The sequence below is a fragment of the Paenarthrobacter sp. NPDC089714 genome, assembly GCF_044748905.1.
Classification (GTDB): Bacteria; Actinomycetota; Actinomycetes; order Actinomycetales; family Micrococcaceae; genus Arthrobacter.
This window is the reverse complement of the sequence record NZ_JBIVGX010000001.1, coordinates 95,201-107,683: the sequence shown is the minus strand read 5'-3', so window position 1 is coordinate 107,683 and position 12,483 is coordinate 95,201. Positions and strand designations below refer to the sequence as shown.

Here is a 12,483-nt window from a genome sequence, read left to right as displayed (position 1 = left end):
AATGACGACTGATCAAATGATACGGAAGGCCAAGCAGCGAATAGGCCCTGCGCGGCCGTTGACGTACGCCGTCCTCATTGTGGCGGTTGCCGCCACCCTTCTGCCGTTTGTGTGGATGTTCCTGGGCGCCTTCAAGACCCAAGGGGAGCTCCTTCGGCGTCCCATCACTTGGTGGCCGGAACAACCCACGCTAGAGAACTTCCTGAGGTGGTTCAACGATCTTCACATCGGCACGTTCTTCCTTAACAGCGTGGTGGTTGCCGTGTTCACAGTTCTGGGCAATCTCTTGTTCTGCTCGATGGTTGGATATGCCCTGGCAAAGATGGACTTCCCTGGTAAGCGATTCCTGTTCCTTCTGGTCATGGTCGTGCTGATGGTCCCGGGCGTGGTGACCTTTGTCCCCCTGTTTGTGATGGTCAGCAAACTCGGTTTGGTCAGCACCTACCCGGCTTTGATCCTGCCGTTTCTCGCTGCGCCCATGGGCGTTTTCCTCATGCGCCAATTCATCATGGGTATCCCGGACTCGCTCATCGAGGCCGCCAGAATTGATGGCGCCGGGGAATTGCGCACCTTCCTGCGGATCGTTTTGCCGTTGTGTGGACCACCTCTGGCGACGCTGGGAATCCTGACCTTCCTTGGGTCGTGGAACAACTTCCTGTGGCCGCTGGTGGTGGCCCAGAGCGAGGAAATGTACACGTTGCCGGTAGCGCTCTCCCTATACTCCACCGGCCAGAACGCCACAGACTACGGACTGCTCCTGGCTGGATCGGTCCTGGTGATCACGCCCATCCTCCTCTTGTTTGTTGCCCTGCAGCGCTTTTTCATCCAGGGGGTTGCTGCCACCGGCATCAAATAGCCTCTGCGCGCCAAACGCGCCCCGAACGCACTAGACCGAAAGTACCCATGACATCGCAAATCCACACCAGCCCGGGCCGGGCAACCTCCCTATCGGACCACGGCACGCCATACCGGGACCTCAACGGCAACGGGTTCATGGATCCCTATGAGGATCCTGCCCTCACCGCGGAGGAACGCGCAGCAGACCTGGCCTCCCGCCTCAGCCTCGAGGAGAAGGTCGGCCTAATGTTCCACACGGTGATCGAAACCGGTCCCGACGGTTCGCTGTTGGAGGCACCCGGGAACATCAGCAAATCGCCCACCAGCACCGTGGTTCTTGGCAAGTTCATGAACCATTTCAATATCCACGGCTTGGGGACCGCCCGTGAGGCTGCCCGCTGGAGCAACGCACTTCAGGAACTCGCACAGCAGACGCCTCACGGGATCCCTGTGACCATCTCCACGGACCCACGGCACGCATTCATGGAGAACTCGGGCGTCTCCTTCACGGCCGCCCACTTTTCGCAATGGCCCGAAACCCTGGGGCTCGCAGCCATCGGCAACGCCGAACTGATTCGCCGGTTCGCGGAGATCGCACGCCAGGAATATACGGCCGTGGGTATAAGGGCAGCTCTCCACCCCACAGTTGACCTGGCAACAGAGCCGCGATGGTGCCGACAGGCGGGAACCTTCGGCCAGGACTCCCAGGTCAGCGCCGACTACGTGGTGGAGTACCTGAAGGGTTTCCAAGGAGAGAATCTTGGGCCCGGCAGCGTCGCCTGCACCACCAAGCACTTCCCCGGAGGCGGCCCACAGCGCGATGGCGAAGATGCACATTTCCCCTACGGGCGGGAACAAGTTTATCCGGGTGGCAGGTTCGACGAACACTTGGCTCCCTTTCGGACGGCCATCGCCGAGAAAACCAGCGCCATCATGCCCTACTACGGAATGCCCATGGGCCTCGAACTCGACGGCGAACCCGTGGAAGAAGTGGGCTTCGGCTACAACAAACAGATCATCGCTGGCCTGCTGAGGGAAAAGCTGGGGTACGACGGCGTTGTGCTCAGCGATTGGGAATTGGTCAACGACAACCTGGTAGGAGACCAAGTGTTGCCGGCGCGGGCTTGGGGTGTCGAGCAGCTCACGGCGCCGGAGCGGATGCTCAAAATCCTTAACGCCGGGGTGGACCAGTTTGGCGGCGAAGAGTGCACGGACCTGCTCATAGCCCTGGTGCGGGAGGGCTTGGTCCGGGTGGAACGCATCGACGAATCCGTACGCCGCCTTCTGTTGGTCAAGTTCCAATTGGGCCTCTTCGACAACCCCTTCGTGGACGAGGATGCGGCAGCAGAAATCGTAGGGAACGCAGAGTTTCGGCGCGAGGGCCACAGCGCACAGGCCCGGTCCGTCACGGTGCTGGCAAACAGCACAAACGACGCCGGTACCACCCTTCCGCTGGCGGGGTCACCTTCCTTCTACGTGGAAGGTTTGGACCCCGCGGGCCTCGCCGAATTTGGAACACACGCCGAGAACCCGGACGATGCGGACATTGCAGTCATTCGGCTGCACGCACCCTGGGACCATCGGGACGATTTGTTCCTCGAGAAACACTTTCACGCCGGAAGCCTGGACTTTCCACCTGGGCTGGTTTCACGCCTGAAGGCGTTGGCAGAACGCGTGCCTTTGATCATCGATGTCCGCCTGGATCGTCCCGCAGTTCTGACTCCGCTGGAGGAGTTCGCTGCGGCATTGGTTGGCACGTTCGGAGTCTCGGACACAGCTCTCCTGGATGCGTTGTTCGGACGAATCCTGCCAGAAGGAAAGCTGCCTTTTGACATTCCAAGGTCAATGGAAGCTGTCCGGGCATCTCGATCGGACGTCCCGGGTGACACCGCGGACCCGCTGTACCCCTTTGGACACGGCCTTCGCTTGCTCCCGCAAAATTCTGCGCCATCTACCGAAACGTCCTCCACAACCGAGTAAGGGACTGATCTCATGAACCAACACCTCGCACGAACCTCCGGAATGTCCGTCGCCACCCGCCGCCAGCTCCTTGCAGGCGTTGCGGCCGTTGCCGCCACAGGCCTCACGGCCGCCACGGCGCAGCCCGGCGTTGCCACCGCAGCCGCAGTTCCGGCGTCGAACGCTTTCGGGCTGGCGGCGGCAACCAACAAGGACGGCATCGATCACAAAGTCATCAAGCGGTGGGCCCAGGACACCTGGAATTCCTTGGTGGCCATGACTGATCCGAGGACCGGGCTACCTGCGGATTACATCGGCGACTCAATCTCCAGTCCACGGCGCAGCGGCTTCACATCCCCGACCAATATTGGGGGCTACATGTGGAGCACAGTGGTGGCACGGGAGCTTCGCCTCATTAGCGCCAACGAGTGCAGGGACCGGCTGACGCAGACCCTGACGACGTTGTCCAGACTGAAACACCACGAGCCCAGCGGCATGCTTTACAACTGGTACGACGAAGCCACTGGCGGCGTCATCACCGTGTGGCCAGAGAACGGCAACGTGGTCCAGCCGTTCCTCTCCAGCGTGGACAACGGGTGGTTCGCGGCTGCGCTCATGGTGGTCCGCAACTCCGAACCGAAGATTGCCCATTTGGCTGAAAGCATCCTCCACCGGATGAACTTCGGCATCTTCTACAACAAAGACGCGAGGCCCGGCGTTGCCGCGGGCCTGTTGCGCGGCGGGTTCTATGACGCCAAACCTACAGTGAACACTGTTCAGGGCAACTACCTTGCCAACGGCCCCGATGTCTATTACACGCCCAACCACTACGACGTCACCAACTCCGAACCCCGCATCGCCACGTACATTGGCATCGCACTGGGCCAGATCCCGCCGGCCCACTACTTCGCCACCATGCGGGTATTTCCGGACACCTGTGATTGGTCCTGGCAGGAGCAACAACCCATTGGAGAGCACCGCACGTATCTGGGCATCGACGTATTTGAGGGCGCTTACACGTACCGCGGCATGCGCATTGTTCCCAGTTGGGGCGGGGACATGTTTGAATCGCTGATGCCAGACCTGTTCGTTCCCGAAGCCAGTTGGGCCCCGAAGGCGTGGGGCATCAACCATCCGCTCACTGTCCGGGCACAGCGCGAGTTCGGTTTGGAGGACGCCAAGTACGGGTACTGGGGCTTCTCACCGGCGAGCCACCCAAACGGTGGCTACTCGGAATGGGGCGTGGATGCGCTGGGGATGAGCAGCGAAGGTTACCCGTCCGATGTTGAGCGGACCAGCGTGGACAATGGCTTTGGCGAGTGTCGGCCGTCAGCCAATCCCACTCCTACGTGGGGCGATGGGGTGGTAACACCGCATGCCTCGTTCCTGGCTATGGAGTACGAGCCACGGGAGGCGTACGACAACCTGATGCGGATGGAAAAGGACCTGGGAGCATACGGCCAAGGCGGATTCTTTGACGCGGTTGCCGTCAAATCCGGCACGGTCGCCCGGCGATACCTTTCCCTCGACCAGGCCATGGTGCTCGGGGCCTTGGGGAACGTTTTTGGCGACAATGTGATCCGTCGGAACTTCGTGCGCGGCGAAGTTGAAAAAGTCATCAAACCGCTCATTGCTGTTGAGGAGTTCGGCGCCGGCTTGGTTGGTTGATTCCTGCTTCCGGCGACGGACGCTCACCAGTCGACCGAAAGCGGCCGAACGGTGAGAGAGCGATCACCGAAAACGGCCATTCGGTGAGAGAGCGTCGGATACCACCGACGCTCTCTCACCAAACACCCCTTAAACGGAAACGCTCCTCCACCCCGGGGGCTGGAGGAGTGTCTACGCGGAACAGGCCTACTTGCGGAACACCTGGACGATCGCCGGGCGGGGCGCACGCACGGAGCCGGCAGCCGGGCGTGATCCCGCGCCGACGTAGTCCGGGAAGTACGAGTGCGGGGCCTCGAACGTACCCTCTTCACCCGGGTGCTGGACGGCGACGAAGACCGTGCGCTCCTCGTCGTGGATGATCGGGCCACAGGTCTCGGCGTCACGCGGGACGGCAAGGAACTGCTCCACCTTGCCACGCTCCGGGCCTTCCAAGGTGACCTTGAAGAGACCGTCGTTGTAGCCGATGGTGGACGGGGCACCGTCGGTGGAGATCCAGAGGTTGCCCACGGAGTCGAAAGCCACGTTGTCAGGGCAGGAGATCGGGGAGACCTTGTCCGCCGGGAAACCGGAGAAGTAGGTGGAGGTGTTCTTGGCGGGATCGCCGGCCACCAGCAGGAGGGTCCAGTTGAACTTGGTCCCGGTCTGGCCTGGCGCCTCGGTGATCTCCACGATGTGGCCGTCGCGGTTCAGGGTGCGGGGGTTGACCTCCGTGGCGCCTTCCTTGCCGGCCTTGCCACGATCGGAGTTGTTGGTGCAGGCCACGTAGACCTTGCCGGTGAGCAGGTTCGGCTGGACGTCTTCGCAGCGGTCCATCTTGGTGGGGCCAACCTTGTCCGCTGCCAGGCGGGTGTAGACAAGGACCTCGGCTACGGACATGCCCGGGACCGCGGACTGGCCGTTGACCACCAGCGGCAACCATTCGCCGGAACCGTCGAAGGCGACGTCAGCGGGGAGCTTGCCGCTGCCATCGATCTCGGCGGCCGGGGAATCGCCGGTGAAGCGTGCAACGTACAGGTCGCCTTCGGAAAGAAGGTTCATGTTGTTCCTGCGCGCAGCGGCAGAGTCGCCAGCCTGGTACTTGCCCTTGGAGACGAACTTGTAGAGGTAGTCGAAGCGCTCGTCGTCGCCCATGTAGGCCACAACGCGGCCGTTGGCAGCGACGATCACGTTGGCGCCCTCGTGCTTGAAGCGGCCCATGGCGGAGTGCTTCTTCGGGGTGGACGTGGGGTCGAAGGGGTCTACCTCCACAATCCAGCCGAATCGGTTGGACTCGTTGGCGTAACCGGAGTTGCGGGTATCGAAGCGGGGCTCGTCGAGTTCCCATTGACGGGTGGTTGCCTTAGCGGACAGGCCGTATCGCTTGTCGCCGTCGCTGGTGCCCGGCGCGGCAAAGTAGCCGTTGAAGTTCTCTTCGCCGGAGAGGATGGTGCCCCACGGGGTGGTACCGCCGGAGCAGCTGCCCAGGGTTCCCTTGATCCAACGGCCGGCGGGGTCGTCGATGGTCTTCACCAGGTTGGTGCCGGCGGCGGGGCCGGTCAGCTCGTAGACAGTGTCCGTCAGGAAGCGGCGGTTGAGGGCAGCGCCCTGGACGTAGCTCCACGGCTTGTTCTTGTTCTTACGCTCAAGTTCCACAACAGCCAGACCGTGGGCTGCACGACCGATGGCGCGGGCCTCGGCGGCATCGAAGCCCACCGGCAGCATGATGTTTTCGTTGGTGTACTCGTGGTTGGTGAAGAGCAGCGCACGGCGATCCTTGGAGTTGGGGATCGGCAGGATGTCCGTGTAGTCGTTGTTGTAACCGAACTGGCGGGCCTGGGCTGCGGCGCTCTGGTTGTTCAGGTCGAACGCCGGCGAGTCCTTGAACAGCGGGTCGCCCCAGCGGATGATCGGGTTCCAGTCGAAGCCCTCGGGAACCGTGAACGCGTCAACAGCGGAGTCAACGGGCTTGATGGCGGTGAACTTCAGCTTGGACTTGTCGAAGCCCTTCTTGGCTGCATCGGACAGGCCATTGCCGGAGTCGGCAACAGCAGAGTCGGCGCCGGTGACAGCGCCACCGAGAACGACGGCGAGCGCACCTGCGGCGCCCAAGCCCAGGGCGGCGCGGCGGGACATGGCCGTGGAGGCGATATCGCGGAAGTAGCCGTTGGAGCTGGTGTTGCATACATCGCCTGCGCAGGCATTGTCGCACTTGAGCGCACAGGTCACCGCGCTGCGCTTGCCCTTGGTGTGGCCAAGCATGGGGAGCAGCGGGAACGTGCGTCCGGTGGTTTCAGACATGGGGGACCTTCCAGAATGTTTACGAGGTTCCCGCCGAGCCTTTCAGCGTAATCCGAAGCCGAGAGGACGCTCTGGTTACGGAACGGTGAACAAACCGCGTCAGGCAGAGGCCAGGACAGCGTGAACCCGGGCCAGCCGCTCCAACCACCAGTCGCGCCGGTCAGCGGGTGCCGCATACCGCTCAAGAAGCTCCGGATCGGCTGCTGCCCCGCGAAGCCGGATGGCGCCGTCGTCCGCTACCAACGGGTCACGCGTGATGTCCGCAGCGAAAAGCGAAACAGTTCCGAGGCCACACGCGTACGGCAGTGACGGCAGCGAGGCGGCGAGCGCCAATCCGGCGCGGATTCCCACGGACGTGTCCAGGGCTGAACTGACGACGGCGGGAAGGCCGGCTTGGGCCACGATGTCCAGGGCACGCGCCACTCCCCCAAGCGGCGCGACTTTCACCACCAGGAGGTCAGCTGCGCCGGCGCGGGCCACGCGAAGAGGATCGTCTTCTTTACGGACGCTCTCGTCCGCCGCGATAAGCACGGGTGTTCCAGCAACCGAAAGCCGCCGCCTCACTTCCGCCAGTCCCTCAATGGTGGGCACGGGTTGCTCGGCGTACTCAAGTCCCACCGCAGAGAGCTTGCTCAATGCGTCGACGGCCTGCTCCACGTCCCAACCTCCGTTGGCGTCCACCCGGATGGCGGCGTCCGGCAAGGCTTCCCGAACGGCAACCACCCGAGCTACGTCGTCGATCAATTCCTGGCCCCGCTCAGCGACCTTGATCTTGACCGCATCAACGCGTCCGAACCTCGCGAGCACATCGGGCACCCGATCCGCAGCGACGGCGGGGACGGTGGCGTTCACGGGAATGGTGTCCCTGAGCGGAACCGGGAACCCTTGCCAGCCCGCTTCCAAAGTGGCGGCCAACCAACGGGAGGATTCGTCGTCGTCGTACTCCGGAAACGGACAAAACTCGCCCCAACCACGTGGTCCTTTCAGCAGGAGCGTTTCGCGCTGCAGGATGCCGCGGAATTTGACCCGCATGGGCAAGGAAACGACGTAGGCGGAGTCCTGTAGTTCTTCAAGGGAAGGGAGCATAGTGCCACTGTACCGGCGGCATTTCGGGCGCGGATGGGCCCAAGCGCGCTATGTGGAAATCTAGTCCACCCAGAACTTTCTGGCTGCGCGGGCTGCGTCGGAGAACAACTCGACGGGCAACGGCACGGAGCTCTCGGGCATCCCCAGGCCATCCCACTTGGCCACAAGGACGGTTCCCACGTCCAGCGGCAGCGGCCACAACCAGTACCGTGAAGTGCCCTGCAGGAATTCGTCGTTGCCGCCGGACCCGCCACCTCCCAGCGGCGTGAGGACCGGCCCCGTGACATCGGCGTCCATTCCGCCTCCCAGGCTGGGCTCCACCAGTCCAGCGAAAACCTTCCGGCCGTTCGGATATCCCACGCCCACCAACAATCCGTCCAGCCCTTGTTGGAAAGGACCGCGGGGTGTGAGTGCTTTGTCCATTGCTTCGCGCCATTCCCCTGCTGTCTGGTCTCCGCGCCGGACTGTCCAAACCAGGTCCAAAACACAACCGGTGGAGTAGACGTCAACGGATTTCAGCGCCAACGCCATGCGGTTGCTGCTGTGCACGAACCCGCTGACCGGCACCACTCCGGGCAATTCATCCGTTGGCGGCCCTACCCAGGCAGGCGGTATGGGCTGCGTATGTCGTGGACGTTCTGGCGGTACAGGAAGGTCCTCGAAGAAGGTCATGTTCCATGCATACACCGACTTCACCGCGATGGGGAGGACCGCTTGCTAAGAGAGAGGCCACAACCGCGATATCCTCTGATTCGACACTCATTCAGGGGGACTCATGACTCAGGGCTACAGCGGTTCAACGACGCCTCCGGGCTGGTATCCGGACCCTTCCAATCCGCAGCAGATGCGTTGGTGGGACGGCGTGCAGTGGACGCCGCATCTGGCCCCCGCGCACCCTCAGTTCATGCCGCTTCAACGCGTACTGATCAGCAACCAGACGCCGGTCTACAACCCGTTCATCTGGGCGATCGTGCTCATTCCCTTGGTTTCCATCCTTCTCCTCCTGACGTGGCAGCCGGAGTTCCGCTTCATCACCACCCGCTCGGGCGCAACGACGCTCGACCCCACGTCCATCTACTCCCCCGGCTATTTCCTCCTCCAGATCTCAAGTTTCGTCATCTGGGCTGTGACCATCCTTTGCGCCTTCCTCGACTATCAACGGCTCACCAAATCAGGGGTGATCCGTCCCTTCCACTGGGCCTGGTGCTTCCTCAGCCCTTTGGTCTACGTCATTGGCCGGACCGTCATTGTCCGCAAGGTCGCCCTGGACCGCGGCCTGGCCCCCATCTGGGTCATGATCGGGACCATCGTGGTGTCGTTCATCGTGTTTGGCATCTGGATGGCGAACTTCTTCAACCAGATCTATTCGCAAATCGGCTACTCAATCAACGCCTAACGGCGGCCACCAATGACTGACGCCAGGGCGCCGGGCCAACTGCCGCAACCAAGCACGACGGCGGCACCCGGCTGGTATGCCGACCCTGCGGATGCGCGCTACAACAGGTGGTGGGACGGTTCCGCGTGGACGGCGCACGTGGGCCCGCCAGCCTCACAGTTGCTGGCCCAACGTCCGCTCATCGGTCCGGACACCCCCGTGTACAACGTCTTCATCTGGCTCATGGCTGTGTTGCCGTTGCTTCCTGCCATCGCCTTGTTGACGTGGAACCCGGACCTGCGTTTCTACGCCACCAGCCGTGGTGGCGTCGCTCCCGATCCCGCTTCGATTTTCACCGTGGGCTACTTCCTCACCGCGGGCTCCTTGGTGTTGGTCTACGTCGCCTCGGTTGTGCTGGCCTTCTTCGATTACCGGCGCTTGCTGCGCGCTGGAGTCGTCCGGCCCTTCCACTGGGCATGGGCGTTCATCTACATGGGAGGCGTGGTGTACGTGATCGGCCGCGCGATCATCGTGAACAAGGTGGCCAAGGGCCGTGGCTGGTGGCCGCTGGGTATGCTCGCCGCGGGATGGATCCTCTACATCGTGGTCGGTTACGTCAAAGGCATCCTGTTGATGCAAAGCATCGTGTCCGGTGTTGGCTACGGTTCGTAGGCGCCACGTCCCGGATCCAGTCCTCACACGCGTTAGGTAGACTGCTGCCTAGCCGCATGAAAGGACCACCATGAACCGCAAGGCCACCGCACTCGACGTCGCAAAACGGGCAGGGGTTTCCCGAAGCGCCGTTTCGTTGGTCCTCAACGGGCGCGGTGACGGCAACGTGGCCAAGGAGAGCCAGGACCGCATCCGGTTGGCAGCGCAGGAGCTGAACTACTCCCCCAACGCCATCGCACTCAGCCTCCGGAACCAGCGCTCCCGCGTCATCGGGATCGTGTCCGACGAAGTGGTGGTCAGCCCCTTTGACGGCAACATCATCGGCGGCGCGGACGATGTTGCCCGCAGCCATGGCTTCGTCACGGTGGTGATGGATACCGAACGCGATGCCGCCCGGGATGCGAGCGCCATCGAGACGCTGCTGGACCGCCAAGTGGACGGACTCATGTACGTCACGGTAGGCCTCAAACCGCTCGATGTCCCTCCAGGCATGCAGCGTGTGCCGTCTGTGCTGGCCAATTGCTACGACAGCCGTACGGAGCCGCAGATCCACCACGTCATCCCGGACGAGGTCACCGGCGGACGCGAAGCCACCGAACATTTGCTGGAGTTCGGCCACCGGGACATTGCCTTGCTGGCCGGCGCGGAAGTGGACCCGGCGGCTCCCCTGCGTGTCCAGGGCTACCGCGACGCATTCGTCGGAGCCAGCCTCGGCGTCAGGGAGGCTCTCATCACCCATGCGGGCTGGGACATCAACGACGGCTTCAACTGGGCCATGCGCCTCCTCGACGGCGTTGCCCCCGCGGAACGTCCCACGGCCATCATGTGCGCCAACGACCGTTTGGCCGTCGGCGTAGCCCTCGCCGCCGCCCGCCTGGGTTTGAGCATTCCGCGTGACCTCTCAGTCATGGGCTACGACGACGAGCACCGCATTGCCAGCACCATGGTCCCGGCCCTCACCACCATGGCGCTCCCCTTGCGCGAGATTGGCCGGGCGGCCATGTCGGCCCTGTTGGGTGCCATCGAGGGAAGCGAAAGTACGACGGCGGCGCCCACCTTGGAGACGATGGTCCCCTGCCGCCTGGTGTTGCGCGAGTCGACAGGCCCAGCACCCCGCTAAACCCACTTTGCGGGGCCCGCTCTACGCACCAAACCTTGGCGAAGCAAATAGAGCAGGCCCCACAACGGGAGGCAATCAGCGCGGGAGGGACAGCTCCCAGACATCGGCCGTCGCGCCGGCGGGAACGTTGAGCGTCCAGGATTCACCGGGAGCAGGGTAGGCCCGCAGCGTGGTGGCCACTGAATTGGACAAGTAAACCTCCACGAGCGAGGCATCGACGAAGATCCGGAGCTCCTCCCCTGCGGCGAGCTCTCCCATATAAACCACCTGCCCTGCAGCACCGGAGCCAAGGACCAGCTCAACTGTCCCGGCAGTGCCGGCAACCAGCACCTCCGCGAAAGCAGGAACGGCAACGGAGCCCGAGGCCTCCGATGCCACCAACGACCCACGGTACGCGGATACCTCCGGCGCAGGGGCAACAACCAACGCCCCGTCAACCACGGACAAAAGGCGAGGATGTGTCAGCACACCCGACCACCCGGCGTCGTCGATTTCATCCTGGGTGCGGCCCCGCCGACCGTCACGGCCGGGACCTTCGTAGGCCCAACCCCACAGCAAAGCCGCCGGCTCAGGGTCAGACGAAAGCTGGACGATTTGGGGTGCGTAGAAGTCTCGGCCCAGATCCGATTTCCCACCCGAAACGGCGGTAAACACAGGCAGCCCGGTCTCGGGATCCGAGGTAAGTGAACCGATCAGGTGTCCGACGCCATTGGCGTGCTCGTGGTCGTCGCCGGAGAGCCAGAGCGAGAACATCATCACCCAGGACGAACCCGAGGACGAACCCGAAGACGAATCCGAGGATGACGGCACCTCCACCAGTTGCGGGCACTCCCAGATCTCGGCGGGCGTGTGCACGGCGGCGACGGGGTCGGCCGACGTCAGCCAAATGCCCTGGTACTTCCAATCATCCAGCGAGTCCACGGTGTACAGCAGCAGCGCAGCCCGTCCATCAGCGAGTCCGGCACCTTGGATGGCGTAGCGGGATCCGTTGAACGTGAAGATGAAAGGATCGCGCACGGCGGTCACGGAGGAATCAGCAGGCATCGACGCGGCAACGTGCCCGTCCTGCGTCCAGGTCACCAGGTCCGAGGAGCCCCGGGCAATAACAACCTGGGAATGCCCGCCGTGGTCCTGAACACCGGAGTAGGCCGCCGTCGGAACGTCACCATCAAGGGTCACCACACCCGTCCAGCAGCCGGCAGAGTCGGGCCCGCCTGCCTGCGGCGCCAGGGCAACGGGATGTTCTTCCCAGTTCACCAGGTCAGCAGTGCTCACGTGGCCCCAGTGGATCTGGGTGTGCCGCGCAGAGGACGGGTTGTACTGGAAGAACACGTGGTACCGGCCATTGATGTAGCTGATGCCGTTGGGATCGTTGATCCAGCCTTGGGCAGGCCGCGGGTGGAAGCGCGGGAACGCGGGATCCGGGTGCGTAGCGGCCTGGGCCAGGGAAGAAACAACTGCAAGGTCCGTCATTGGAAATGCCTTTCGA

Annotated in this window: 10 protein-coding genes; 6 read left to right on the top strand and 4 right to left on the bottom strand. The window is 63.2% G+C overall.

Translation table 11 applies throughout. The features are described 5' to 3' along the window. Position 1: 1 nt before the first annotated feature. Genes ACIPY3_RS00445 through ACIPY3_RS00435 form a run of 3 tightly spaced genes read left to right on the top strand, consistent with a single transcriptional unit; the run spans position 2 to position 4,464 of the window. Positions 2-856 (top strand): carbohydrate ABC transporter permease, encoded by an 855-nt coding sequence (locus ACIPY3_RS00445; protein ID WP_400328719.1) that lies wholly within the window; start codon positions 2-4, stop codon positions 854-856. A gap of 47 nt (positions 857-903) precedes the next feature. Next, complete coding sequence (locus ACIPY3_RS00440) at positions 904-2,817, top strand: glycoside hydrolase family 3 protein (RefSeq protein WP_400328716.1); 1,914 nt, start codon at positions 904-906, stop codon at positions 2,815-2,817. A 12-nt stretch (positions 2,818-2,829) separates the two neighbouring features. After that, positions 2,830-4,464: a glucoamylase family protein gene (locus ACIPY3_RS00435; protein WP_400328713.1), complete on the top strand. Its 1,635-nt coding sequence runs from the start codon at positions 2,830-2,832 to the stop codon at positions 4,462-4,464. Between the two features lie 186 nt (positions 4,465-4,650). On the opposite strand, the gene ACIPY3_RS00430 is transcribed toward ACIPY3_RS00435, so the two are convergent. The 3 genes from ACIPY3_RS00430 to ACIPY3_RS00420 form a co-directional block, all read right to left on the bottom strand. Beyond that, positions 4,651-6,741: a PhoX family protein gene (locus ACIPY3_RS00430; RefSeq protein ID WP_400328711.1), complete on the bottom strand. Its 2,091-nt coding sequence runs from the start codon at positions 6,739-6,741 to the stop codon at positions 4,651-4,653. A 99-nt stretch (positions 6,742-6,840) separates the two neighbouring features. Further along, the gene (locus tag ACIPY3_RS00425) at positions 6,841-7,827 is read right to left on the bottom strand and encodes an o-succinylbenzoate synthase (RefSeq protein WP_400328708.1); all 987 of its coding nucleotides are present in this window, start codon (positions 7,825-7,827) and stop codon (positions 6,841-6,843) included. Positions 7,828-7,887: 60 nt separating this feature from the next. After that, the gene (locus ACIPY3_RS00420; RefSeq protein WP_400328706.1) at positions 7,888-8,499 is read right to left on the bottom strand and encodes a hypothetical protein; all 612 of its coding nucleotides are present in this window, start codon (positions 8,497-8,499) and stop codon (positions 7,888-7,890) included. A gap of 103 nt (positions 8,500-8,602) precedes the next feature. On the opposite strand from ACIPY3_RS00420, the gene ACIPY3_RS00415 reads away from it, so the two are divergent. The 3 genes from ACIPY3_RS00415 (at position 8,603) to ACIPY3_RS00405 (ending at position 10,994) form a co-directional block, all read left to right on the top strand. After that, entirely contained in the window at positions 8,603-9,223 is a 621-nt protein-coding gene (locus tag ACIPY3_RS00415; protein WP_400328703.1) for a DUF2510 domain-containing protein, read from the top strand. A gap of 12 nt (positions 9,224-9,235) precedes the next feature. Continuing rightward, a complete protein-coding gene (locus ACIPY3_RS00410; RefSeq protein ID WP_400328700.1) occupies positions 9,236-9,874 on the top strand; it encodes a DUF2510 domain-containing protein in 639 nt (212 codons plus the stop codon). Positions 9,875-9,944: 70 nt separating this feature from the next. Next, positions 9,945-10,994 carry a LacI family DNA-binding transcriptional regulator gene (locus tag ACIPY3_RS00405; protein ID WP_400328697.1) on the top strand — a complete coding sequence of 350 codons (1,050 nt, stop codon included), beginning with the start codon at positions 9,945-9,947 and terminating at the stop codon, positions 10,992-10,994. A 75-nt stretch (positions 10,995-11,069) separates the two neighbouring features. Here the strand turns inward: ACIPY3_RS00405 and ACIPY3_RS00400 are convergent, their stop codons facing one another. Beyond that, positions 11,070-12,467, bottom strand: coding sequence for a glycoside hydrolase family 32 protein (locus tag ACIPY3_RS00400; protein WP_400328694.1), 1,398 nt, complete (start codon positions 12,465-12,467; stop codon positions 11,070-11,072). Positions 12,468-12,483: the final 16 nt, after the last annotated feature.